The following is a 24,470-nucleotide window of genomic DNA, read 5'->3' on the forward strand; positions in this document are numbered from 1 at the left end:
GCGAGGCGGAAATGCCGACCATATGAGGGACCCGCTGGCGGCTGGAGGTCGGCGAAATCAGTCGCAGCGATTAACGCGAGAGAACATGTCGTCTTGCGGACCCAAAGCTCCTTTCGAGCCAGAACAAGCCTGAAGGATAGATGTGCGTCAGCTGCGCCTGGGCAAAGTCTTCTCAACCACATCCGCTTGAGTTCTGTGAAAATGGCGCCAAGGCTACTGCGCGGGAGTCGACATCGCGTCGAGCCGGTTGGCCATTTTTTGCCAACCACACGCTGGGCGAGTTGAAGACCTGGTCGGATCGCAACCTGGAAGAACGAGCTCGCTTGACGCATCCCACTCCTCTTCGTCCATCATCGTTCGTCCACTGCTAAGGACGATCTGCTTGATGAAGGCGAAATTTGTGCGCAAGTTCGGGAGCAGGCAGATCGAAATCGGTCAAACCGATCATGTCACTGGTCTTGTCCCGCCACACTTCGGGCGCGCGCGAGCCGCGCCTCACCTGCCAAAGCCGCCCAGCGCGGTCGACTGATTGGAGCTGCCATCGATAGCCGCTCGCCGCGGCAATGACCGACACGGATCATTCGCGTACAGCGGCTAACAATTCTTAAGAGGGAGGGCGCACTAGTTCTCGCCCAGTATGAAATCGGCGCAGCGGTCGCCGATCATGATTGCTGGCGCGTTGGTGTTGCCGCTGGTCAGCCTGGGCATGATCGATGCATCCGCGACGCGCAGGCGCGGCACACCGCGCACGCGAAGCTGCGGATCGACCACAGCCTGATCGTCCGTTCCCATCCGACAGGTGCCGCAGGGGTGATAGACCGTCTTGGCGTGGCGGATGATGTGGTCGACTATTGCCGCGTCGCCGAGATCGTCGGCATGGCCGGGCGCGAGCTCCTCGGCAACGACCTCGCGCAGCGCCGGCTGGCGCACGATGGCGCGCGCGACCTTCATGCCGGCGAGCAGCAAAGCTAGATCGTCGGTGTGCGAAAGGAAGCCGGTGGTGAAGCGGATCGGATCGCTTGAATCGCGCGAGCGCAGCAGCACCGAGCCGCGCGATTTCGGCCTCAGCACGCATGGGTTTAGCTCCATGCCGTGGCGTTCGATTGAGCCGTGCTCGGCGCTTTCGATCATCACCGGCAGTACATGGAACTGCACATCGGGCCGGCCGTCGCCGTCGGTGTCGAAGAAGCCGCCGCTTTCGACCACGTTGGAGGTGAGCAGACCTCGCCGGAACATGAGATATTCGATGCCGTGCCGAAGCGCTTTGAAGCCGCGATCCTCGCCGAGCAGCGAGACAGGCTTGCGGGTCAGCGCGTAGAGCGGGGCCGCGACATGATCCTGCAGATCCTGGCCGATCGCCGGCATATCACGGATGACTGGTATGCCCATTTCCGCGAGATGCGCCGCCGGCCCGAGGCCGGACAGCATCATCAGCTTCGGCGTGGCAAGCGCACCGGCGGCCAGGATGACTTCGGCCTTCGCGGAAGCTGTATGGCTCTGCCCGTCCGGCGTTGTGTAGGTCAGGCCGGTCGCCGCGCCATTCTCCAGCGTCAGCCCGGTCACCAGCGCATCTGTGACTATTTTGAGATTGGCATTGCCGGCAAGTGGCCGCAAAAACACTTTCGCTGCCGACTGCCTTTCACCGTTTGCGGTCGTCGTCTGGTAAAACCCGACGCCCTCCTGCCGCTCGCCGTTGAAGTCGTCATTGAAGCGATAGCCGGCCTGCTGCGCGGCTCGCACATAGGCGAGCGACAGCGGATGCCGGTAGCGCGCATCCGAAACCGGCAGCGGACCGTCTATGCCATGCCGTTCGCCGGCCAGCCTTTCGTTGCGCTCCAGCCGCTTGTAGACCGGCAGCACGTCGTCCCAGCCCCAGCCCGGGCAGCCGAGATCGCGCCAGCCGTCATAGTCCTCCGGCTGACCCCTTATGTAGAGCATGGCGTTGATCGACGAGCCGCCGCCGAGCGTGCGTCCTTGTGGGATCGGCAGCGAGCGGCCGCCGACGCTCGGCTCCGGCTCCGACTGGTAGATCCAACTTCGCGCCGTGCCGATCACCTTGGCGAAGGTGGCGGGCATGTCGATGAAGCGCGTGTTGTCGGCCGGACCCGCCTCGACGATGAGTACGCGCTTGCCCGCCGCGACCAGCCGGTTCGCCACGGTGCAGCCGGCGGATCCGGCGCCGGCAACGATGTAGTCATAAACCTCGGCCATCTGGTCAGGCGTAGCGCATGATGGCGGTTTTGGCCTCGAGGTAGCCCTCGATCGCCGCACGGCCATGCTCGCGGCCGATGCCGGACTGTTTGAAGCCGCCGAAGGGGGCCGCGGGGTCGAGCGTGTTGTGCGAGTTGACCCATACCGTGCCGGCCTTGAGGCCGTGGATGGCGGTCATCGCTTTGCCCATGTCGCGGGTCCAGATCGAGGCCGACAGGCCATAGCGCGTGTCGTTGGCAATGCGGATAGCCTCATCGAGATCGGCGACCGGCATTGCCACCACCACCGGTCCGAACACCTCTTCGCGCACGATCTCCATGTCGGGCCGGACGTGATGCAGGATAGTCGGCGCCACATAGTGTCCCTTGGCCGGAACCGCCCGCGCGCCACTCACGCGTTCGACGCCTGCCGCAAGGCTGCGCTCGACAAAGCCCTGGACGCTGTTGCGATGCTTGGCCGAGACCAGCGGGTTGATCTGTGCCTCTGCGTCGCGGCCGGCGCCCATCGTCATGCCGTCGGCGATCTCGGCCAACCGCGCCAGCGTGCGATCATAGATCGACTTCTCGATCAACAATCTCGCCGCCGAGGTGCAGACCTGGCCCTGGTTGAAGAACATGCCGAGCCCGGCCAGCAGCAGCTCGATGCCGTCTTCCATGTCGGACAACAGGATCATCGGCGACTTCGAGCCGAGCTCTAGCGTGAACCGCGCGACACGGTCGACCGCGGCGTGGCCGACGCGTTTTCCCACTTCCGTCGAGCCGGTGAAGGTGAGCTTGTCGATGCCGGGATGGCGGATCAGCGCTTCGCCGGTGACGGAGCCGCTGCCGGTGACGATGTTGACGACGCCGGGCGGGAAGCCGACCGCCTCGATCAGCTCAGCGAGCCTGAGCAGGCCAAGCGGCGTTTCCTGCGGCGGCTTCAAGACGACCGTGCAGCCGCAGGCGAGCGCCGGGGCGATCTTCCACATGCCGATCAGCAGCGGAAAATTCCACGGCACGATGGCACCGACGACGCCGACCGGCTCCATGACGGTCATCGCATGGTGCTTGGCGCCGGGGGGCACCGGAATCGAGACCTGGAAGGTCGAGCCCTCGATCTTGGTCGCCCAGCCGGCATAGTAGCGCAGCCAGTCGACCGTGCCGCCGGCGCTGAGCATGCGGGCGACGCCGAGCGACTTGCCGTTCTCGATACTCTCGATCTCGGCGAGAAGATCGGCGTCGGCCTCGACCGCGTCGGCAAGCCTCAGCATCAGGTTCTGGCGGTCGACCGGCCGCATCGAGGCCCATGGGCCTTCGAGCGCTGCCCGGGCAGCGCGCACCGCCTGGTCGACGAGTTCGGGGCCACTTTCGGGCACATGCGCGACGATCTCGCCCGAGGCGGAATCGTCAACAGCGAGACCGTCGCCGGCGAGGCCGTCGACGAAATGGCCATTGATGAAGGGCCGGTGCGAGCGCGACAGGAATGCGGCGGCGGCGGTGCTGATCGGCGGCACGGTTCTCTCGTTCACGCCATTCCTCCTCGAAATCCGATGAACAGTCTTGAGAGGGTTATGGAGCGTGCCGACGCGCTTCAAGCCGCTGTGGGCGTGAGTGCGCTTTCAGTCAAAACAAAGTTCCCGCTCGGACAAGACGGCTCGCCTTTGACCAATCAAGATTGGACAACGAGATCGGCCACGCTGGTACGTTCTTGATCGGTCTTGGAGGCGGCGGCGGTTGAGCGCGATTCTCGGCAATGCGATGGTCATTACTGCGGCACTGCCGCTATTGTTCGGCATCGTCCTGGCCCTGCTTTCACGGTTTGCCGTGCCGGCGTCATCGCCGGTGCTCACGCTGCTCTGGGCCGCACTGCTCCTGTTCTTCTATTGGGACACGCTCGGCCCGCCCGTCATGCCGCCGGTTGCCGCCAGCCAGAAGCTGGTCTATCTCGCCTTTGCCGGCACCGTCATCTGTATCCTGCCTGAGCGGATCCTGGCAGGCCGGACGGCAAGCGTTCTCGCCGTTGTTGCCCTGGCGGCAGCATTCCTCTGGCTCGGCTGGCGTCGCATTGCCGCCGGCTCGCTCGACCTGCAGATGATCGCAGCACTCGCCGTTGCCCTGCTGGCGCTCATCGGTGCGGCGATGCTCATGGCGCGGCCATCCTCGCCATCGCCTTCGGCCGAGGAGCCGTTCCTGGCGCCGGCTGCCGCCCTATCCATGTCGCTCTCCGGCGCCATCGTCTCGGTGCTTGGCGCATCGATCGTCACCGGGCAATTGCTCGGCTCGCTCGCCGCGCTGACCGGCGGCTGGTGCCTTGTCAAGTATCTCGCGACTTTGCGCGGTGGCGCAGCCTCCGCTTGGAGCAAAGGCGTGGAATTCCTGCTGCTCTACGCTGCCGTCACGGTGCTGATCCAGGTGGCACTGCTCGCCCCCAAGGCTAATCCCTTGGCCCTCATCCTATCATCCTTGCCGCTGCTCGCCGCCGTGCTCGTGGGCGACCGGCTGCAAGGCCTCCTTCCCGGCGCACGGCCCTTGCGGCCGCTGATTGCCGGTCTCGTGATCGCCCTTCCGGCGATGCTGGCCATCGTGACGGCGATCGTCTGGGCGCCGCACGGGGCCGCTCTTGGCTTTTCCTGAGCCGCTTCAACAACCACAAATAGGGAGAGATATATGAGTACGAAGAGATTGATTGCCGCGCTCGCTTTTGCTGGCGCCTCCATGCTGGCATCGGCCGCCTATGCCGACAATTACGAGATCGACGGCCAGCACGCCTGGGTCTCCTTCACCATCAAGCACGGCATTTACAGCGTCGCGCACGGCCAGTTCGACGCGGTCAAGGGCGCGATCGTAATGGACAAGGCTGACGTCACCAAGAGCAGCGTCAAGGCAGAGCTCGACGTCGGCGCCATCCACACCGCTTTCGATCAGCGCGACAGCGACCTGAAGGGGCCCGATTTCTTCAACGCAGCCGAATTCCCGACGATCTCCTTCGAAAGCACCAAGGTCGAGAAGATCGACGATAAGACCGGCAAGGTCACCGGCAACCTCACCATCAGCGGCGTCAGCAAGGAAGTCACGCTCGACGTCAAGCTGCTCAACGAGGCCCCGGCGCCGTGGGATGCGACACTGACCAAGGCGGCCTTCAGCGCCACCGGCAAACTGAGCACCGCGGACTTCCCGATGGCCAAGGCCGCCGACGGGTTCGGCCTTGGGCCTGAAGTAGACATTGCCATCGATCTGGAAGCGATCAAGAAGTAGATCACTGCAGTCGGCGGACCTGTGGTGGCCGCCGCGCGGCTCAGATGTCGCGCGGCGCTTCGCCAGGTGGTTCTGAAGTGCGCGTTCAGTCAAAACAAAGTTCCCGCTCGGACAAGACTGCGGAACGGCTTCGGCGCAATATCCTCAGAGAAGATCGGCACATGGCCAACACCGGCCTTTAGCCGGCGCGACAGCACCACTCGGGATGGACCAATGAGATTTTCCGGCAAGACGGCACTCATCACCGGCGGCGGCACCGGCATCGGCGCGGCCGTCGCCCGGCGCATGGCAGCCGACGGCGCCAGGGTGGTGCTGATGGGCCGGCGGCGCGAACCGCTCGAAGCCGTTGTCAGGGATATTGGCGGGCTGGTTGTGCAGGGCGATGCCGCCGACGCCAAATCCGTGCGCGCGGCCCTTGCGCAAGTGCATGACAAATTCGGTCCGGTCGACATTCTCGTCGCCAATGCCGGCGGCCACGGCGTCGGCCCGACTGTATCGATGAGCGACGAGACCTGGGCGCTGGCGACGCGTCTCAACCTCGACACCACTTTCGTCTGTGCCCGCGAGTGCCTGCCGGACCTGATCGCGCAGAAGGGAAACATCGTCGTCGTCGCCTCGATCGCCGGCCTGTTCGCCGGCCCGGCGGCGGCCGGCTACGTCACCATGAAGCACGCCTGCGTCGGCCTCGGCAAATCGCTGGCGCGCGACTATGGCCGCCAGGGCGTGCGCACCAACATCATCTGCCCCGGCTGGGTGGCGACCGACATGGCCGACGAGCAGATGCAGGTCGTCGTCGAAAAACACGGCCTCGACTCTATCGAGGAAGCCTATCGCATGGTCACCAGGGATGTGCCGCTCGGCCGCCCGGCGACGCCAGAAGAAGTGTCCAACGTCATCTGCTTCGTTGCTTCAGGCGAGGCGGCGATGATGAACGGTTCGATCCTGACCATCGACGGCGGCGCCACCGTCGTTGACCTGCCAACGCTTGCTTTTGTCGATTGATTTGGAGATGGCGATGAACGACCAGAACAGACCTGCCGACTGGAAGCACTTCGACGATTTCGCCGCCGGCATCGCCACCAACCGTCTGCCGACGACGGACGCGTTGCGCGGCCAGACCTTCAAGATCACGCTGAACACCGGCCGCGTCATCGACCTCGCCTTCACATCGGCCGATACCGTGGCCTGGAGCGAAGGCAGCGATGCCGGTGCCGACTGGTACGAGGCGCTGGAAGTGGCGCCACAGGTCTTCTTCATCAACATGGTTTTCGCCACGCGGCTGACGGAAGATGAGGCCTTCATCATCGACATCGGAACGCGGCGTGTGCTTTCGGTGCGCGAGCGGGTGCGTGAGCCTGGCGAGGCGCCCGGCGAGCCACGCGTCGCGCAGGTCTATTCTGCAGGTGTGCTTGGCGATCCCTCGGTTCCGCCTGCCGGTACCGAACCCGCGCCGACCCGCGATCTGATCGGTCTGACCGCGCACTACACATACAGCCCCAACCACGTCTACGAGCACATCTATCTGAGCTCTGAACGCTATGCCTGGCAGAACCTCGTCGGCGTCCAGCGCGGCCATGGCGATGTCGATCTCGCCACCACCTGGAAGTTCGCCGAAGGTCTCTACGTCTTCGGCTTCCGCGAGTTCATCATCCCGGTCGCCTCGCTGTTCTTCTACAATTGGGAGACGATGCGCTCGACCGGCAAATTCCTTGGCGTCACCAGCCAGGGCAAGATCGAGAACAAGCCGGCCGGCGCCTTCATCGAGAAGAAATCCACAACCGTCTACGGCCCGGGCAAGGCGCCCGTCTAAGCAAACAGGTGAGTAGTATGAGCAGGAATTACGAGGTCATCAAGGCGCACTATGCCGGCTCCGACGCCAAAGATCTGGCGGCGATGATGGCGCCAGTCACCGACAAGACGGCTTGGACCGAAATGGCGGGCTTCCCTTATGCCGGAACTTATGTCGGTGGCGACGCCATCATATCAGGCGTCTTCAAGCGTATCGGAGAGGAGTGGGAGGGCTATGCCCTGAAGGTCGACAAACTGGTCGACGGCGGCAGCACCATCGTCGGCATCGGCACCTATTCGGGCATCTACAAAAAGACAGGCAAAGCGATGTCGGCGCGCGTCGTTCATGTCTGGGAAATGCAGGACGGCAAGGCCGTCAGCTTCGAGCAGTTCACCGACACCAAGCTGGTGGCAGCCGCGATGGGCTGAAGCATTGGCGCTGTGAATGCGGGCCTCGCCCTGATGCGTTGGCCCGATGAACCTGGGAGGATGGAATGGAAATCACTTTGAAGGGAATGCTGGCCGGCCTGTTGCTGTCCACCGCGCTCAGTGCCGCCGGCACGGTCGCCGCCAATGCCGGCGACACCGAAATCGTCATCGGCGCGCCGATCTCGCTGACCGGGCCGCTGGCCGGCGACGGCAAGGAACAGAAATGGGCCTATGAGCAGGCGGTCGCCGACATCAACAAGGCCGGCGGCATCATGGTCAAGTCCGCCGGCAAGAAGCTGCCGGTGCGCCTCGTCGTCGCCGACGACGAAAGCTCTGAAGGCAAGGTGGCGTCAGCCCTGGAGAACCTGATCAAGGTGCAGAAGGTCGATGCGCTGCTGTCGACCCATTCCGGGCCGATGAACATCGCCGGCGCCATCGTCGCCGAGAAGTACAAGAAGTTCTACATGATCACGACGGCCTTCCCGTTCGAATGGCAGCCGTTGAAGCTCAAATACTCGGCGCTTTTCTTTTTCCATCCTGGTCCCGGCGCCGAGGTGCCGTTCGAGGTATGGGACAAACTGCCAGCCGGCGAGAAGCCGAAGCACCCGGCCCTGGTCACCGAAGATTCGCCTGACGGCAAGGGCTTTGGCGGCGCCTTCCAGGCGGCGGCGAAGAAATACGGCTACAGCTTTGCCGTCGACGATCCCTGGGCGATCGGCGCCACCGACTATTCGGCGCTGATCACCAAGCTCAAGGCCGCCGATGTCGACGCCATGCTGGTCTTCGGCTCGCCCGCCGACACCATCACGCTGCTCAGGCAAATGAAGGAACTCGGCTTCTCCGTGCCATATTTCCACGGCTGGAAAGGCACCTGGACCGGCGAATTCCATGAAGCGCTGGGACCGGACTCCGACTACATCATGACCGACGGCTTCTGGTCGGCGAGCTACCCCTACAAGGGCGCCAAGGAACTCGGCGAACGCTACGAGGCCGAGTACAAGAAGGACTCCGTCACCGTCGGCGCCTTCTATGCCAATGCGCAAGTGTTGGCGCAGTCGATCGAGAAGGCCGGCAGCACCGATGCCGCGGCGATCCACGATGCGATCTTCGGCCAGGAGTTCAAGGACACCGTGGTCGGCGACCTGAAGTTCGACGAGACCGGCTTCGCGCTGATCCCGAGCGTCGCCACGCAATGGTGGCAGGGCAAGCACCAGCTCATCTATCCGGACGGCACCTGGACCTACAAGCCGGCCCCGGCCTGGGACAAGCGCTGACAGGCGGGGGCAGGGCGTTCGCAAGGGGAGGCACCCCTACGAACGTTGGCGCTGCCCCTCATTGCCCCGCTGGGCTTTTCTCCCCGCATAGTGACGGAGAGACAGGGCTGGCCACAGGGCCTCGCGTATCCTGGCAGCTTCCCACACCCAATTGCGCTCACCGGAGAAACGGAAACACGATGCAGCCTAACGAAACCCTGCTTCGCCTCGAGGCGGTCCAGAAGCGGTTCGGCGGGCTCGTCGTGCTCAACAATGTCGACATCGCCGTCGGCCGCAACGAACTGATCGGGCTGATCGGCCCCAACGGCGCTGGCAAATCGACGCTGTTCAACGTCATCACCGCCATCTATGCGCCGACGCAAGGGCGGGTGCTGTTTCGCGGCAACGACATCACCGGTATCGCACCGCACCGCATCTCCAGGCTTGGCATCGCCCGCACCTTCCAGCTGGTGCGCACCTTCCTGACCATGACCGCCTTCGAGAACGTCATGGTCGGCGCCGTCTACGGGGCAGGGGGCCGCGTCAAGCATGCGACCGAGGCGGCGAATGCCGCGCTCGAACTGGTCGGCCTCACCGCCCGGCGCGACATGCGCACTGCGCATATGACACTTTCCGACCGCCGCATGCTGGAGATCGCGCGCGCGGTTGCCTCAGACCCAGCGCTGCTGCTCCTCGACGAGCCGATGGCGGGCCTCAACCCGACCGAGATCAAGCGCATGGTCGACGTCATTCGCCGCGTGCGCGCCGAGCTTGGTCTTTCGATGCTCTGGGTCGAGCACAAGGTCGACGCCATCATGAAAGTATGCAGCCGCGTTATCGTCCTCGACCATGGCGAAAAGATCGCCGACGGCACGCCGCGCGAAGTCACCCAGAACCGCAAAGTCATAGAGGCCTATCTTGGCGAACCGGCTGCTTGAAGTAAGCGATCTCCAGGTCGCCTATGGCGACGTCGGCGCGCTGTGGGGCGTCTCGCTCCATGTCGACCCCGGCACCATTGTCGCCATCGTCGGCGCCAATGGCGCCGGCAAGACGACGCTGCTCAGGACCGTCTCCGGCCTGCTCAAGCCGAAAAGCGGCGATATCAGGCTGGCCGGCCAATCGCTGGTCGGCAAGGCGCCGCAGGAGATTGCCTCCATGGGCATCGCGCATGTGCCGGAAGGCCGCGGCCTGTTCCGCCAGATGACTGTGCTAGAAAATCTTGAACTCGGCGCCTTCCAGCCCAAGGCGCGGCCGCGCACCAAGGTATTGCTCGACAAGGCCTATGCGCTGTTTCCGCGCCTCAAGGAGCGCGTCCATCAGAAGGCCGGTTCGCTCTCCGGCGGCGAGCAGCAGATGCTGGCGATCGCGCGGGCCACGATGTCGGAGCCGTCGCTGCTCATCCTTGACGAACCGTCGCTGGGTCTCAGCCCGCTGGTCGTGCAGCAGATGTTTTCGCTCATCCAGACCTTACACGCTCAGGGCGTCACCATCCTGCTCGTCGAGCAGAACATCCACCAGGCCCTGAAGGTCGCCGACTATGCCTTCGTGCTCCAGACCGGCTCGCTCGCCATGCAAGGCACCGGCGCCGAGCTGATCGCCGATCCCGAAATCCAGAAAGCCTATATGGGCGTGTTGGAGTAGATCAGATGTTCAAATTGCCCCCTCCCGACATCCTGCTCCAGCTCTCGCTCAACGGCGCGCTCGGCGGCGCCATGTACGGTGTCGCCGCCGTGGGCCTCAGCCTCATCTTCGGCACCATGCGGCTGATTTTCCTCGCCCAGGGCGCGATGATCATTCTGGCCGCCTATTTCGTGCGGGCGCTGTTCTACGGTCTCGGCATCGACCCGTTCCTGTCGCTGCTCATTGTCGTGCCGGTCGGGCTCGGTGTCGGCTGGCTGATGTATCAGGGCCTGTTCCGCAAGGCGGCTGCCGAGGAAGACCGCAACGTTTCGCTGCTGATCGCCGTCGGCCTGATGTTCCTGGTGCAGAACCTGATGACCGTGGTCTGGGGCGGCAACACCGCCGGCGTGGTGACGAGCTATACGGCGACCGGCATCGAGCTGCTGGGCGTCCGCACCTCGTTCACCCGCACGATGGGTTTCCTGATCGCGCTTGCCGGCACCGGGCTGGTGATGCTCTTCCTGCGCAAGACCATTGTCGGCAAGGCGGTGCGCGCCGCTTCGGAAGACATGGACGCGGCGACGCTGATGGGCATCAGCCCGCACCGCGTCAACGCCATTGCCTTCGCCATCGGCATTTCGCTGGCGGGCGCAGCCGGTGTGGCCGTCGCCACCACCTTCCCGTTCAACCCCTTCGCCGGTTTCATCTTCAGCCTGAAGGCGCTGGTGGCGCTGGCACTGGGCGGCATCGGCAACGTCACCGGTGCGCTCGCCGGCGGCATCCTGCTCGGCCTGATCGAAGCCTACGTCCAGTTCTTCATTTCCGGGGGCTGGACCAACGCCATCGCCTACGGCGTGTTCCTGGCCGTGCTGATGTTCAAGCCGGAAGGCCTGTTCAGCCGGCCCTACAAGAAGGCTTGAGAGATGATCAAAGCCTTCAAATGGATCGCTATTGTGGTCGTCGCGGCGCTCGCGCTGCTGCCGCTCCTGCCAGGTGCTGTCGACGCCTATTATTTCTCGTTCCTGTTCTTCGTCTTCCTCTACGCCATCATGGCGCAGAGCTGGAACCTTGTTGCCGGTTACGGCGGCCAGATCAGCCTCGGTAGCCACGCCTTCTTCGGGCTGGGCGCCTACACCACCGCCATCCTGTGGACCGGCAACTATATCTGGGGCTCGCTCTATGACACGCACCCCGGCATCTATTATTTCGATCCGGTGACGATGGCGCTGGGCGGCGTGGTGGCGGCCCTTGCAGCGGCCATCATCGGCGTGCCGCTGCTGTCCAAGCTGCGCGGCGACTATTTCGCACTGGGCACGCTCGGCTTCGGTGAGATCGTCAAGGTGCTGTTCGTCAATGGCGGCGACTTCACCGGCAGCGCCTTCGGCATCGTCGCGCCCGCCGGCCTGTTCGACACGCTGCGTCCGCATTACTGGGTCGCGCTCGGGCTGATGGTCGGCACCGCGCTCGCCATCCGCGCTCTGATGCGCTCACGTTATGGGCTGGCGCTGATCGCGGTGCGCGACGACGAGATGGCGGCGTCGGCCAACGGCATCGATGTGCTGAAGGTCAAGGTGGCGGCCTTCGCCGGCAGCGCCTTCATCGCCGGCGTCGCCGGCAGCCTCTACACCTTTTACATTTTCCATGTCGGCCCGGACTCGGTCTTCGATCTCGACTGGATGCTGCTGCCGCTGATGATGACGGTGGTCGGCGGCACCGGCACGCTGCTCGGCCCCATCCTCGGCGCGCTGGTCATGTACGCCGTCTTCGACCTCGCGCGCATTGTGGTGCCGGACTATCACCCGGTGGTCTCGGGGCTGACCATCATCCTGGCGATGCTGTTTTTACCGAAGGGGCTGATGCGCAGCTTTGCGGGCAAGGCAAAGCTGGCGTAGGCGATAAGCTTCCCGATGAATGCAGCGCCCGAACTCCGCCGTTCAGACCCACGCGCCTAATGCACCGCCGTCCTTAACCTCTCCCTCAGTTCCCTCGGCGCGACATCATACTTGCTCTTGAACGCCCTTGAAAAATGCGCGCTGGAATTGAACCCACAGGCGAAGGCGATTTCCGAAATCGAGGCCGAGGCGCGGGCAGGGGACAAAAGCTCCTCCTTGCTGCGCTCCAGCCGCCTGTCCCAGACGAAACGTTCCAGTGTCATGCCTTCGCCTTCGAAGGCGCGGTGCAGGTAGCGGCGGGAGCAGCCCATGTGGCGGGCTATGTCCTCGGCCGAGAGATTGCTGCGCGCCAGGTTGGCGTCAATATAGGCGACGATGCGCTCGCGCAGCGCTTCCAGCGGCGAGCGGCGGAACGCCGGCGCCATGGGCTTCGCCTGTATCAGCCCGTTGACGAGCTGAATCAGGCTTTCGCCGACGCGGCGGCAGCCGGCTTCGTCGAGCTTGTGTGCCTCGCCAATCGCCATCTGCATCAGACCGGACACGATATGAGTCAGGCTGTCGCCCTCGCCAGGCAGCGGCACCGGCACCGAAAGGCGCGCCAGCGTCTCGTCGCCAAAGGTCGAGCGCGGTACCTGCAGGATGAGCTGATCGACATCGGAGAGGTTCTGCAACGAATAGGCTCGCACCGGATCGTAGATGACCGCCGCGCGCGGCCCGAGATCTATCGCCGTCTGCTGCTGCTCAAAGCGGCTGCGGCCCTTGAGCTGCATCAGGATCTTGATCGCGTCCGGATCGAAGCTGCGCCAAAAAGCGCGGTCGTTGACGACTAGGTGGGACTTCGCCCTGATTTCCGAGAGCCGGCAGGAGCCCAGATCGACCGAGATCAGCTTCGGCAGGGAGGGCGCCTCGCCGCGCGAGAAGCGCTGCGTGATAGGGCCGAACAGCATCCGCGAAGCGGACAGGAAAGCCTCGCCGTCGGCGATGCTCACGTGGTGGTCGAGCATAGTCTCCTCCATCTTCATTTCGTCTCCCGTCTTGATGCGGGATTTGCGATGCAACGGCAGCGCCGATGCAACGGCCAGGAACTTAACATGCTAACTATATTCGCCGCAACGGCGAGAACGCATCAATCAGCCGCTTTAGAAGCGGCGCCTTCCGGGCGGGCGAGGGTCAAAGCAAGCGGCCGGAATTCCCACATTCTCCGGCCGCTCGAGATTGCATCTCACCTCAGCCCCACTTCATCTCGCCTTTGGCAACCTTCGAGCCGATGTCGAGAGCGACGCCCATGCCGAGGTTCGGAAAGCGGGCCTCCATGGCGGCCTTCAGCGCGGCGGCGTCGGCAGCCTTGGCCAACTCTTCCTCGAAGGCCTGCAGGTAGGTCTTTGTGTGCTCTATGGCCGAGATATCGGTAGCAGACTCCGGCATCAGGTGCCCTGGCACGACGACAGCGGGCTTCCTGGCGGCGATCTTGTCGAGATTGTCGATCCAGGCTGCACGCAATTCCCTGGTCGGGGTGTCCGCCGTCCACACATGCACGCCGGCAAAGATCAGTACGCCGCCGAAAACCGCGTTGATCGAAGGCGCCCACAGATATCGACGGTTGGCAAGACCTGCAGCCGCAACGATCTCAACCGTTTCGCCGTCGACTGTCAGCGATGGACCATCAAAAGCTTCAGGCATGACGATATCGGCCAGTACCTGCGGGCCATTCTCCTTGAGCTGCGGGCCCCAGACGGCGAGCTTCTTGTCGACCGAGCCTTTAATTGCCGCCACCGTTTCCGAGGCCGCAATGACCTTCGCATCTGGAAAAGCCTCACGGATCGGCTTCAGGCTGAAGTAATAGTCAGGGTCCGATTGGCTGACATAAATTGCCGTCAGCTTCTTGCCGTTGGCCTTTATTGCGTCTGCCAGGAAACGCCCGTCCGGATAGCTGAAGCCGCCGTCGATCAGCAACGCTTCGGATGATCCCGACAGCAGGACTGGAGCGCGGAAGAAGCCGTTCGAGCCGGCGGGAAAGTGCTTCCAGACGAGTCCGGTCCCGCTTGCGCGGCCTAGATCGGCGGGAGCAAAAGCGGCCGCGGCGATGGCAGCGGAAGTTTTCATGATCTGTCTCCTGGTGAGCATTTTGAAACTCCTTTTGTGATGGGCAAAGAAATCGGTCTGCGCGCTCGAGGCCAGGACTACGTCAACCGGGCCCAAGTGCCGGACAAATTGAGGAAGCTGCGATCGGGCTTGGTGATGTTGGTATGGATGACCCCATTCTCGAAATCCTCGACGTGGGTCACGGTCGTCCCGTCAGCCTCAATCCAGGTCACCATGAACACGCCCTGCCGAATGGGGATTGCCCGATAGGTCACTGCCTCCGCCTTGGCGAAGTTGTCCATTTGCTCAGGGGCAAACCGCATGGTTTCCCCGTCGCTATCGAACTTTAAATGAAACGCGAGTTCGCCAAAGCGGGCCTCATAGAGGTGGCCGATAGCCGGAAACATTTTCGCCGTCGTCATGCGGGGACCCTTCGAATGCTGGGCAGATCAGCCGGCGGCTGAACTCAATGCGCAAAAGATGCATTGTCTTGATTGGTCGATAAATCCCGACGAGTTGGATTCAATGTAAGCTATAGACACACAATCCTGCGGAGCGACGACCATGGAAACGATCAATCTCAATAGGCTGGCCTACTTCGCCGCGGTGGTGGAGGCAGCTTCCTTCACCCGAGCGGCGGAGCGTCTCGGCATTACCAAGACTGTCGTGAGCCAGCAGGTGGCGCGACTTGAACAGGAACTCAAGACAAGCCTTCTGCTTCGCACGACGCGGCGGGTTGAGCCGACCGAGGCAGGCCGGCAGCTTCACGCGCGATGCGCCATGATTCTGCGGGAGGCCGAGGCGGCCTTCAACGAGCTAGCCCAAACAAACGCTCAGCCAATGGGAGTTCTGCGGGTCACTGCGCCGAACGATTATGGCACAACCACCATCGCGCCGCTTGCAGCCCGGTTTTGTCGCACCTATCCGGCATGTCGTGTCGAACTGATGCTTTCGGACATCAGGATCGATCTGATTGCGAACCAGATCGATCTGTCGATCCGCGCGGGCTGGCTGGTGGATTCGAGTCTTCAGGCACGCAGGATCGGTTCCTTTCAGCAGATTCTCGTGGCGGTGCCTGATCTGGCGAGGAGCCTATCGCCCGCCGAACCCGAGGATCTATCCGAGTTGCCCTTCATCGCGAATGTCGCGCTGAAAGAGCCGCTCGTATGGCGTTTCACGCGAGGTGAACACGATCGGCGCACAGTGCGGATGAAGCTTGGGCTGACAATCAACGCCACCCCGGCCGTGCTGGAGGCGACCCTGGCCGGCGGCGGAATGTCCATCCTTCCAGACTTTGCCCTTGGCGACCACCTCGCGGCCGGCCGGCTGGTGCCCGTTTTACCCGCGTGGAACCTACCCTCCGGCGGCATCCATGCTGTGTATCCGGCCGCCCGCTTCCGGCCGCCCAAGGTGACGCGATTTGTGGAGATGCTCGCCCAAGCCGAGAGGGTCAGTGTCGGCACCTGATCGCGCTAAAGGCAGTCCATGTGACCGCCCGCGTGGCCGCTAGCTGCGACGTCTACGCAAGGTAAATTTGATGCTCGTGGTCCCCATCAAATCCGCCTTTTGTGGTTGAGATCGGCAAGGGCGACAGAATCGGTCAGGAAGCCTCCCACCCCGGCGAATGCGAGCGGGGAGTCCCAATTGTCGATCTGTCGACCGCGCCCACGAGGGTCGTCGTTGATGGTCATTTCACCTGACATAACTCGCCTCAACTTGGATGCGAGCGGTAGGAGAGGTTTCTCATCGGAACCTCCACCGCCAACCGGGCAGCCACATGACCCGAGGGCCGGCGGAGGAGCTTCAGCGTCACCGCTAAGGTGGCGGCGTGGGGCTTCAGCCTATGCGCCGCCGAGGAAAAATTGGTGGTCGCATACAGGCTCGGCCGTTATCGTCCAGTCGACATCGACGCCAGGGAGGCGGCTTTGTGCGCAGCGCACCCATATTCGAGGAGACCTCGCCTCTTAGGTAGGCGTCCTCCCGACAGGATGATAGCTGTTTCGATCCACGCCGAATTTCTGCAGAGTTGTCTCGCATGCGAGGAACGAACCAAACTTCCATGCATTTAGCAGGGGCTGCATTCGTACACTCTTCTTCGGGGAGCTGGACCCTTGTCATCCGAAGGCTACATTTCGGCCGATCAGGAAACCAATGAAGTTTCCATAGTTGGGCTCATACCGGCCATGCGGGCTTTCGCACGTACCTTCTGTCGCGTGCCCGACGATGCCGACGATCTGGTACAGGAGACGCTGACCAAGGGTCTCGCCAATATCGACAAGTTCGAACCTGGCACACGCATGAAGTCGTGGCTCTTCACCATCATGCGCAATACGTATTATACGCGGATCAAGATTGCCGCCCGGGAAGCGCCAGGCCTGCTCGACTGCGCGTCATCCAGGCCGTTTTTGGAAGCCACCCAGGAATGGAGCGTTCAGAGCAGGGAAGTGCATTGCGCCATCCAAAAGCTACCGGAGCACCAACGCGAGGTTCTGATGCTGATTGGCGTTCTGGGAGTAAGCTATGAGGAAGCGGCCGAGATATGCGGCTGCGCGGTAGGGACGGTCAAAAGTCGGCTGAACCGCGCGCGCGCCAATATTCTCGAGTTGCTTGGGGAGAGTTCGCTGCAGACATTGATGGAAAGACGAAATCATCTATCCGATGGGCAACTCGGTATGGACAGCCGCAGATAGTCAGTTCTTCAGGTCACGTCGACGCTTCTCGATCAGCGCGTTTTGCAGCTCCATTGCCAGCCTGGTCAGCCGGTCTGGAATGCTTTCCCGCTCTATGGCATCGAGGAGAGAAGCGATCTCTCGATCCATGGCCAGACCAAACTGGGAGTCGATCATATCATCCCTCGAACGAGACATCCGAATTCTCTTGATAAGAGCGGTTCCTTGAACTCAGTGTGGCGACAAATGCCCGAGATTACAAGGGGATGTCTGCCGCCGGCATGATTGCCAGTGGCCCTTGCACAGGTTTATTCCCTTGGCCTGATATCGCTGGGGGCCAAAAATGCGATGTGACAGCGTTCAATCCTCAGGCAATTAGTTCGCGGCATGGTCCTCATATTGGTCGGACTTGAGGCGATTGCCATCAGGTCCGCGCACTTTGCTTTGCTGTTTTTTGTCGCGATTGGCGAATCACGTTTTCTCCGACCTTGTCTTTGGTACGGTCATCGCGTCAGCCCGGTTCCCTTGCGCTTGCCGGATGCCATAGTTTCCTCTTCGGGTCGGTGACGGTCTTCAGCCTCTTGGTTCGACGTCGGAACTGGCGGCGCGCGGTAATGTTCCACCGCGGCGAGCGAGCAGGAATGCGTCTCCATCCCATGACCGGAATGGCTTCTCGCCGTTGATGACAACCCGCAATTGGTGAGTTTCCGCCAGACGGCCGATGTCGGCGCGGTCCAAAAAAAGAGATCCGCGATAGGAATAGTTCAGAAGGGCCAGCCAGCCCGACCGTTTCAGGACGCGTGCGATCTCATCGAAGTGCCGCTCGGCCATGCCGGCCAGAACCAGATAGGGAAAGCTGTCGACCGCCAGCACGCAATCGAAACTACCATCGTCGAATTCGGTCAGATCGAGACCGGAGGTTTGCCGCAACTCGACATTGCCCAGCGCGGCGCATCGTTCGGAGGCGATGGAAATCATCCGTGAGGATATATCGATGCCGACTATCCGATTGAATGATTTGGAAAGCGCGCGCTCGAAACGGCCGATGCCGCAACCAATGTCCAGAATATCCCGGTCGGTTCCAGTGAAGTCCTGCTCCTTGAGCCATGCAGCGACGTCCTCGGTCATGGCCAACAGCCTTCCGTCATCGCCGAGCGATGCGAGCTGGACACTCGCTGCTTCCGAAATAGCCGCGGCCGCATCGAAGCTCGTGGCCAGCCGCGTGACGACAGCGGCACCGGTCTCATGGTGATCGCGTACGTGCCGAACGGCCTCGCCCGTCGCCCGCAACTTGGCAAACGCGCCGGGTTCGCGGCGAAGCAGCCCGGCCACGTCCTGCAGCCTTTCCGCGTCTCGCGAATCGGAGGGAACGACCTCCCGCACGATCTCCGCCAATTCCGCCACCGCGACGTCCACCTGCAGATGAAGCGCCAGCCTGGCTACGACGGCTTCGGCGCAAACAGCGTCCGCCATGCAGTCTTCTACGACCGCTTTAATCGATCTGCGGCGGTGGGCGGATTTTGACCCGGTTGCCCTCACCCTATCAACTCCGCGTCCAGATCCTGCGCATGGTCCACCTGTCGACGGCGCCCCAGCCATATTTGTAGGCCTCCTGACCACGCAGGAAATCGAACTCGCGGGCACCTTCGCGGATCGATTCCGCGATCGCGTGGCCGATTAAAATCGCGCCTGGACTCTCCTCGGAATAGGCAGGGTCGAAGCCCCCGAGATAGGCATAGGCACGACCGCGATCATGGAAGCCGTAATAGGCGCCGACGGTCCTGCCGTCGATCGCGAACAGCCAGCATCGGACCAAGCCGCGAGCGTCGAGCAAGGGAAGCGAGCGCCTGTGGAATTCTTCTACGGCGACTTTGGCCAACACGCCACCTCCGCGCCCGGTCCAGCGCGCGTCGTGCAGGCGTATTAGATGATCGAGGCAAGCCTGGGGATCGCCGCGTGCGGAGGACAACGCGGTCCGGCCGCGTCTGGACGCGGCCCGGCGCGCCCGCCGCAACTGGCGCCTGCGTCGGTAGGGCACAGAGCCCGTAAGAGTTTCGTCGCCGGCAAGGGCGAGCACGGGGCAAGCGCTATGAGCGACTGGCCGTCCGGCTTTCAGGTCAGGATGCGTGATCGCAAAACCGACACCCCCCTCCGGCAAATCTGACAAGATCCATTGAGACCATTCAACCGAGAGGATCTTGTCGACAACAGCAGCGAGGACCGGAGCCTCGGTGCCGGGAACACAAAGGATATCCAGGTAGTCGCTGAGCGAAATGCCGACCGGAAGCAATTTCGAGCCGTCGATCCCGTGCTCGAGATAGAGCGGCGCCAGCGCCATCAGATCGCCTCCGCGCCAAACCGCGACCATCGCTAGACCTCCGGGCGCGAATGTGCGCCACCATGGCACCAGCCAGGCGGGAGACTGAAACGGGGTCGCCGAAGAACTCTGCTCCCACAGTTTCCACCAGTGTGGCGCAAGCGTTTCGAATTGCGCCGGGTCATCGATGATCTCGCTGCGCAACAAAGCTTCGCTCACGGTGCGATGGCGAGGCGCCTGGCATCTGTGCCAAGTCGCGCCAGCGCATGATAGGCGTCCATGTAAGACGAGATCATTCGCTCCAGCGAAAACCGCCGCCGTGCCTCGGCCCGGCATGCCTCGGCGTCCAGGCTGGACGCCGCAATGATGGCTTGCGCCATCTCCTCGATCGTGTTGACGAGAAAGCCAGTCTTGCCATGCTCGATGACATCGGGCAGCGCACCATTCGGAAAGGCGACCACCGGTGTGCCGCAGGCCAGCGCCTCCATGGCGACAAGCGAACTGGTCTCGGCGGCAAGGCTCGGGATGACCAGACAGCGCGCCGCGTTGAGAAAGCGCCGCTTGGCGGTGAAACCGAGCGGACCAAGGAAGCGTCGGCGGCCGTCGAGGCGGGGTTGGACCTCATCGCGAAAGTAGCGCGTGTGCAGTTCATAGGAATAAACCTTACCGCCGACAACCAGCGGCACACCTGCTTGCTTGGCGGCATCCAGCGCTAGGTGGATGCCCTTTTCCGGACAGATACGGCTGAGAACCAGGGCGAAGTCGCGTTTCGCTTGCGGCAGGCCGAGCGCCTCGATGTCGACGCCGTTCGGAATTGGCGCCGCTAGCCTGGCGCCAGGTGGCGCGGTTTTCTGCTGGGCGGTCGAGACTGCATGAAGCCACACGTCGTCGCGCTTCGGGCGCAATGCCTCGGCCGGATACCAGTCCAGCGGCAGGTGAAGGGTCACCAAGGTCGGGCCGTCGTCTGGCAGATAAGCGTCGAAGTCGATACCATGCAGATGAACCACATCAATCGGCCAATTGGCGCGGGCGGCGGCGATCGCAGCGCGATGAGCCTGCTGCGCGCGGCTCTTGGCCGTTTCGTCGAGCACGCCGCTTTCAGCCGGTATTTCCACAAGCGTGCCGCTCGCGCTGGAGCCCCGGCAGCCGACGACGATTGATCGATTGCCCGCGCGAACCAGCGCTCGGTCAAGCAGCGACAGGACCTGTTCGGCACCCCCAACCGCATCCGGTCCGACAGGCGCGAGAGGATAGGCGACATTGAGGACGGTGAGCGTCATGGCCGGCTGAGCCACGGTGCCAGAGCCAGTGAATTGGTGGCGGAACCGTGAGCTTCTACTCCGGTCGGTTCATCTAATGACGGACCGGGTCGCATGAGGGCCTCACGCGAGGCCCGCTGCGTCGGGCGCGAGGCGGACGTCAGTCCGGGCGCGTATCGGCGGATCATCGTTGCACAGAACTCGGCGAATTCCTCGGGCACCAGGGGAGGGCTGGTGTGGTGAGGCATCATCCCCCGATGTTCGGGCGTGAAGCAGAAGGTGACCGTTACGTCGAAATCGGCGAGTGCCTCCATCTGTCGATCGAACCAGTCCAACGCATTCGGCCTGAAGCTGTCGGCCCAGGAAAGCCCTGTGCGCATGTTGGTAACGCCGAGCCTCTTCATCCAGGCAATAGAGTTGTCCAGTCGCGGGTCCTCGAAATGAAACCACTGCACCAGTCCCATTTCGGGTGTGTAGCGCGGGAATTCCTCAAGCGCCGGCTTCGGCGTGCCGTCCTGGCGCAGCAGCCCCATGTGGAAGTGACGATAATAGGAGGATCCCTCCGCTTCGCGATGCCGTGTCGTGGCTTCCCATTCACGCGGAAGGTCGTAGAGGCTGTACCACTGGATGCGGGGTGCGTTGCCGAGCAGCAATTCGGCGGTTCGCTTGAGGCCCCAGGCCTGTATTTCCTCGGCCCCGAAGGTCGACACGCCGACCTCGCTGACCCAGATGGGGAGATCGGTGACGGCCGCGATCTCACCGATCTTGTGCGGCCATTCCTGAATTTGCCACAGGTTCCAGTCGAGGGGGAAGCCGTGAACCGCGACGGCGTCGACATGGTCCAACACCCCGAATTCCTTCATGCGCGTGATAAAGCCGGGATCTATCGGCGAGATGCCGCCAAGCACTTTTGTCAGAGCTGGGTTCTCGGACGCGATCGCGTCCGCCGATAGGATTGCCATCCTGGCAAAGCGGCTCCAATCGGGGTCGAGCTCAGGGTCCCAATGCGATTTGTTGTTGGGCTCGTTCCAGATCATCGCGGCTTCAATCATGGAGCTTTCCTTTCGACGGATATATCGCGCCACCGCCGGCCGGATCGCCGGCAGCGCGGCAGAAATAGACCTCCTGCTCGGGATGCAGCACGATCTCGAAACCGGCACTGCGCAGCATCGCCTCGGTACAGGCCCGGTTCGGTATCCACCAATTGGTCGGATCGTCGGCATAGCGGTGTTCGATGAAATGCAGCTTGGGAAATTCCGACCGCTCAAACAAATCATGCGTCCAGAAATGATAGTTCTCTTCCAACTCGGGCAGATCCTTGCTGCCGCGTTGCATGGACTGGAAGATCATCAAGTCACCGGCGACGTGCTCACGGATCAGGTCGAGCGCGAGCAGGGGGTGGCGCAGATGGTAAAGCACCCCCATGAACAGCACGACATCGAATGTCTCGCGCAGGGCGCCGACGTCGTAGACCGAAAGTTTCCGGAATTCGATCTCGCAGTCCGCGATCTCGGCGGCAAAGCGGGCCTGTGCCAGATACGCCTCGTCGAAATCTATGCCGAGGACGCGTGTAGCGCCTCGCCGTTTCATCTCGATCGAATAGAAACCCGCATTGCAGCCAATATCCAGCACAGTTTTGCCGGCCAGATCCGCGGGTATGGCATCGGCGAATTTGCGCCATTTGATCAGCGGGTAGTTGCCGAGAAAGTGGTTAGGCGCGGTTTCGACGCCGGCCAGTTCCATGTTGTGGAACCAAGGGCCGAGCGCGTCGATGCGGCGGCGGATTTCGGCATGGGAATGCAACATGGTCACGCTCCTTCCCCCGGAACGACAGGTACATGCGAATGCGCCCCGGACATGATCGTAGTGGGCTGGTGACGAGCGGACGGAACGCCGTCTTCAAGCAACCGCAGGGCTGTGCGATAGCCGTTGAAAGTGCCGACATCGACATAAGCGGACCCTGCCTTGATCCCGTAGGCCACCCCCCCGGTCGCGAGATAGGCGTTGATCAACGTGCCAATATATTCGTCACGACCGTCGCGCTCGCGCCAGAGTGTGGCAAGCCGATGCAGGATCTGGCCAGGCATTTTGAACGCCCCCCAAACCCAATTCGTGGACGCGTCCTGTCGCTTGACCTGGATTTCGATAACGCGCTCGTCATCTTCGGTGACGACGGCGTCGAAGAACTCCGGGCGACCCACCGGGAATAGCAAAAATGAAAGCTGATCGTCAGGCAAATGACAGAACCCGTCCTCGGGAAACCAGATCGTGTCCGGAAGGCCGACGAGGACGACCTCGTCGGCCGCGACGAGGGGCGCTGCTCGGAAAATCGCATCGCAGAGACCGACGGGGTTGGGCTGCACCACAAAGAGAGCCGCTGCCTCGCCATAACCGGCGGCGTAGTATTCGAGAATGTCGGATTTGCCCGATCCGATGATGAAGCAAATCTTGTCGACGCCGGCCTGGACCATGCGCCTCACCAGATACTCGCTTACGGCGCAAGGACGTTCGGTCTGACCGTCGATCCGGCTGCCAACCGGCAGCAGCTCCTTCGAGAAGCCGAGCGGTTGGATGCGGCTACCGCGCCCGGCGGCGGGCACAATGCCCAACATCAGACTGCTTCCTCCATCGGTTTGCTGACGGGATTTTGCAAGGCGTCGGCCAGGATTTTGTCCAGTTCCGCTGCACGCTTAGCGGAAGTGTGCTCGCTCAAGACCCGCTCGCGGGCGCGTCTTCGGATGCCGTCAAGTTCGTGCTCCGGCAATTCCAGCGCGGCGACTACGTCATCCGTCTCATGGGCTAGCAGGACTTCGCGGCCGGGTTCGAAGAAGTCCGAAAGGCCTGGCCATACGTCGGTGACGATGGCAGCCCCACACGCGGCCGCTTCGAAGAGGCGCCCCGACGGGCACCAGCCCTTTTGCGCCATAGCTTCCCGGGTGACGTTCAGCGTCAGCCGCGACGACGAGAAGAAGGCCGGATGATCGGCTGGCGGCAAATGCCTGACAAAGAAGATGTTGTCGCTCCACGGGAATTCCTGCGGATATTGCGCGCCGGCAATGATGAAGCGTTGATCAGGCAGGCGCATGGCCGGGCGGACCAGCAGCTTATCGACGCCGGCCTGGCGATCCGTCGCGTAGGTCCCGAGATAGGACAGACCACCGACGAATTCCGCCCGCTTCTCTGCCGGCCGGTGCCGGTCCGGATCAACATGGCCGTAGAGCGGCATCACGCGGCGCGCGCCGAGCACAGTCTTCAGCGCCTCGGTCGCCGGGCCGCCGGTGTAGCTCAGTACAAGGTCATAGTCAGCAAGTCCCTCTGGTCCGAAATAGGGCGGACGCTCGCCGTGCTCGAGGCGGGCAAGCGTCACCGGAGTATCGAGATCGTAAAAGACACGCAGTCCACGACTTGTATGCTGGGCCAGGCGCGAAGCCTCAACGGCGTCGGGACAGTAGGACGTGACGACGACGACGTCCGCTTGCTTCATCGCACGCTCCGCGACGCGGCGGATATCCTCCCAGTCCGGATAGATAACGACGTTGCCTCCATCGAGCTGATCCAGATCGCGGGTCCCGGCATAATAGGGAGTGTCGCATTCGAAAAAGGTGATAGACCAGCCCAGACGGGCGAGCGCGCGGATCAGTCCGCGCCAGAGCGTCGCATGGCCGTTCCCCCATGAAGATGTAACGGTGAGACCGAAAATGACCATCCGCATCGGGA

26 protein-coding genes are annotated in these 24,470 nt (G+C 62.8%); 12 read left to right on the forward strand and 14 right to left on the reverse strand.

Annotated elements, in window-relative coordinates; all coding sequences use genetic code 11:
• Nucleotides 1-621 precede the first annotated feature (621 nt).
• Nucleotides 622-2,211: a GMC family oxidoreductase N-terminal domain-containing protein gene (locus tag CK226_RS29800; RefSeq protein WP_095789630.1), complete on the reverse strand. Its 1,590-nt coding sequence runs from the start codon at nt 2,209-2,211 to the stop codon at nt 622-624.
• Between the two features lie 4 nt (nt 2,212-2,215).
• Nucleotides 2,216-3,718 (reverse strand): aldehyde dehydrogenase family protein, encoded by a 1,503-nt coding sequence (locus tag CK226_RS29805; RefSeq protein WP_095793765.1) that lies wholly within the window; start codon nt 3,716-3,718, stop codon nt 2,216-2,218.
• Nucleotides 3,719-3,923: 205 nt separating this feature from the next.
• On the opposite strand from CK226_RS29805, the gene CK226_RS29810 reads away from it, so the two are divergent.
• The 10 genes from CK226_RS29810 to CK226_RS29855 all read left to right on the forward strand — a co-directional run bounded on the left by CK226_RS29810 (nt 3,924) and on the right by CK226_RS29855 (nt 12,426).
• Nucleotides 3,924-4,823 carry a hypothetical protein gene (locus CK226_RS29810; RefSeq protein WP_095789628.1) on the forward strand — a complete coding sequence of 300 codons (900 nt, stop codon included), beginning with the start codon at nt 3,924-3,926 and terminating at the stop codon, nt 4,821-4,823.
• 33 nt (nt 4,824-4,856) lie between these two features.
• Nucleotides 4,857-5,444 (forward strand): YceI family protein, encoded by a 588-nt coding sequence (locus CK226_RS29815; RefSeq protein ID WP_095789627.1) that lies wholly within the window; start codon nt 4,857-4,859, stop codon nt 5,442-5,444.
• 213 nt (nt 5,445-5,657) lie between these two features.
• The gene (locus CK226_RS29820; protein WP_095789626.1) at nt 5,658-6,446 is read left to right on the forward strand and encodes an SDR family oxidoreductase; all 789 of its coding nucleotides are present in this window, start codon (nt 5,658-5,660) and stop codon (nt 6,444-6,446) included.
• A gap of 13 nt (nt 6,447-6,459) precedes the next feature.
• Nucleotides 6,460-7,254, forward strand: coding sequence for a MoaF C-terminal domain-containing protein (locus tag CK226_RS29825; protein ID WP_095789667.1), 795 nt, complete (start codon nt 6,460-6,462; stop codon nt 7,252-7,254).
• A gap of 17 nt (nt 7,255-7,271) precedes the next feature.
• Nucleotides 7,272-7,661: a nuclear transport factor 2 family protein gene (locus CK226_RS29830; RefSeq protein ID WP_095789625.1), complete on the forward strand. Its 390-nt coding sequence runs from the start codon at nt 7,272-7,274 to the stop codon at nt 7,659-7,661.
• A 65-nt stretch (nt 7,662-7,726) separates the two neighbouring features.
• Nucleotides 7,727-8,935, forward strand: a complete 1,209-nt coding sequence (locus CK226_RS29835; protein WP_095789624.1) for an amino acid ABC transporter substrate-binding protein — start codon at nt 7,727-7,729, stop codon at nt 8,933-8,935.
• A gap of 179 nt (nt 8,936-9,114) precedes the next feature.
• Entirely contained in the window at nt 9,115-9,852 is a 738-nt protein-coding gene (locus CK226_RS29840; protein ID WP_095789623.1) for an ABC transporter ATP-binding protein, read from the forward strand.
• Nucleotides 9,845-10,555 carry an ABC transporter ATP-binding protein gene (locus CK226_RS29845; protein ID WP_095789666.1) on the forward strand — a complete coding sequence of 237 codons (711 nt, stop codon included), beginning with the start codon at nt 9,845-9,847 and terminating at the stop codon, nt 10,553-10,555. Before CK226_RS29840 ends, CK226_RS29845 begins: the two co-directional genes overlap by 8 nt.
• 5 nt (nt 10,556-10,560) lie before the next feature.
• Nucleotides 10,561-11,454 (forward strand): branched-chain amino acid ABC transporter permease, encoded by an 894-nt coding sequence (locus CK226_RS29850; protein ID WP_095789622.1) that lies wholly within the window; start codon nt 10,561-10,563, stop codon nt 11,452-11,454.
• Between the two features lie 3 nt (nt 11,455-11,457).
• Nucleotides 11,458-12,426, forward strand: a complete 969-nt coding sequence (locus tag CK226_RS29855) for a branched-chain amino acid ABC transporter permease (RefSeq protein ID WP_095789621.1) — start codon at nt 11,458-11,460, stop codon at nt 12,424-12,426.
• A 56-nt stretch (nt 12,427-12,482) separates the two neighbouring features.
• On the opposite strand, the gene CK226_RS29860 is transcribed toward CK226_RS29855, so the two are convergent.
• The 3 genes from CK226_RS29860 to CK226_RS29870 form a co-directional block, all read right to left on the reverse strand.
• The gene (locus tag CK226_RS29860) at nt 12,483-13,430 is read right to left on the reverse strand and encodes a helix-turn-helix domain-containing protein (RefSeq protein WP_179301155.1); all 948 of its coding nucleotides are present in this window, start codon (nt 13,428-13,430) and stop codon (nt 12,483-12,485) included.
• 223 nt (nt 13,431-13,653) lie between these two features.
• Nucleotides 13,654-14,550, reverse strand: a complete 897-nt coding sequence (locus tag CK226_RS29865) for an MBL fold metallo-hydrolase (protein WP_179296046.1) — start codon at nt 14,548-14,550, stop codon at nt 13,654-13,656.
• Nucleotides 14,551-14,606: 56 nt separating this feature from the next.
• On the reverse strand, nt 14,607-14,930 hold the full coding sequence (locus CK226_RS29870; RefSeq protein WP_095789619.1) for a hypothetical protein: 324 nt from the start codon (nt 14,928-14,930) through the stop codon (nt 14,607-14,609).
• Between the two features lie 142 nt (nt 14,931-15,072).
• Here CK226_RS29870 and CK226_RS29875 point away from each other — a divergent pair, with 142 nt between their 5' ends.
• A complete protein-coding gene (locus tag CK226_RS29875; protein WP_095789618.1) occupies nt 15,073-15,975 on the forward strand; it encodes a LysR family transcriptional regulator in 903 nt (300 codons plus the stop codon).
• Nucleotides 15,976-16,061: 86 nt separating this feature from the next.
• Here the strand turns inward: CK226_RS29875 and CK226_RS35400 are convergent, their stop codons facing one another.
• Nucleotides 16,062-16,199, reverse strand: coding sequence for a hypothetical protein (locus CK226_RS35400; RefSeq protein ID WP_210202266.1), 138 nt, complete (start codon nt 16,197-16,199; stop codon nt 16,062-16,064).
• A 492-nt stretch (nt 16,200-16,691) separates the two neighbouring features.
• Here CK226_RS35400 and CK226_RS29880 point away from each other — a divergent pair, with 492 nt between their 5' ends.
• On the forward strand, nt 16,692-17,198 hold the full coding sequence (locus CK226_RS29880) for a sigma-70 family RNA polymerase sigma factor (RefSeq protein WP_095789664.1): 507 nt from the start codon (nt 16,692-16,694) through the stop codon (nt 17,196-17,198).
• Here the strand turns inward: CK226_RS29880 and CK226_RS35190 are convergent, their stop codons facing one another.
• The 8 genes from CK226_RS35190 to CK226_RS29925 all read right to left on the reverse strand — a co-directional run bounded on the left by CK226_RS35190 (nt 17,199) and on the right by CK226_RS29925 (nt 24,465).
• Nucleotides 17,199-17,354, reverse strand: coding sequence for a hypothetical protein (locus CK226_RS35190; RefSeq protein WP_179296030.1), 156 nt, complete (start codon nt 17,352-17,354; stop codon nt 17,199-17,201).
• Between the two features lie 396 nt (nt 17,355-17,750).
• Complete coding sequence (locus tag CK226_RS29895; protein ID WP_245437886.1) at nt 17,751-18,650, reverse strand: class I SAM-dependent methyltransferase; 900 nt, start codon at nt 18,648-18,650, stop codon at nt 17,751-17,753.
• A gap of 70 nt (nt 18,651-18,720) precedes the next feature.
• Nucleotides 18,721-19,698, reverse strand: coding sequence for a GNAT family N-acetyltransferase (locus CK226_RS29900; RefSeq protein ID WP_245437887.1), 978 nt, complete (start codon nt 19,696-19,698; stop codon nt 18,721-18,723).
• An 11-nt stretch (nt 19,699-19,709) separates the two neighbouring features.
• The gene (locus CK226_RS29905; RefSeq protein WP_095793769.1) at nt 19,710-20,774 is read right to left on the reverse strand and encodes a glycosyltransferase family 4 protein; all 1,065 of its coding nucleotides are present in this window, start codon (nt 20,772-20,774) and stop codon (nt 19,710-19,712) included.
• A complete protein-coding gene (locus CK226_RS29910; protein ID WP_245437888.1) occupies nt 20,771-21,805 on the reverse strand; it encodes a beta-xylosidase in 1,035 nt (344 codons plus the stop codon). The genes CK226_RS29905 and CK226_RS29910 overlap by 4 nt, the downstream gene beginning before the upstream one ends.
• A complete protein-coding gene (locus tag CK226_RS29915) occupies nt 21,798-22,559 on the reverse strand; it encodes a TIGR04290 family methyltransferase (RefSeq protein WP_095789663.1) in 762 nt (253 codons plus the stop codon). Before CK226_RS29915 ends, CK226_RS29910 begins: the two co-directional genes overlap by 8 nt.
• Before the next feature lie 2 nt (nt 22,560-22,561).
• The gene (locus tag CK226_RS29920; RefSeq protein WP_095789613.1) at nt 22,562-23,365 is read right to left on the reverse strand and encodes a sugar phosphate nucleotidyltransferase; all 804 of its coding nucleotides are present in this window, start codon (nt 23,363-23,365) and stop codon (nt 22,562-22,564) included.
• Nucleotides 23,365-24,465 carry a glycosyltransferase gene (locus CK226_RS29925; RefSeq protein ID WP_095789612.1) on the reverse strand — a complete coding sequence of 367 codons (1,101 nt, stop codon included), beginning with the start codon at nt 24,463-24,465 and terminating at the stop codon, nt 23,365-23,367. Before CK226_RS29925 ends, CK226_RS29920 begins: the two co-directional genes overlap by 1 nt.
• Nucleotides 24,466-24,470 lie beyond the last annotated feature (5 nt).

The sequence above is a fragment of the Mesorhizobium sp. WSM4311 genome (assembly GCF_002295115.1).
GTDB lineage: Bacteria > Pseudomonadota > Alphaproteobacteria > Rhizobiales > Rhizobiaceae > Mesorhizobium.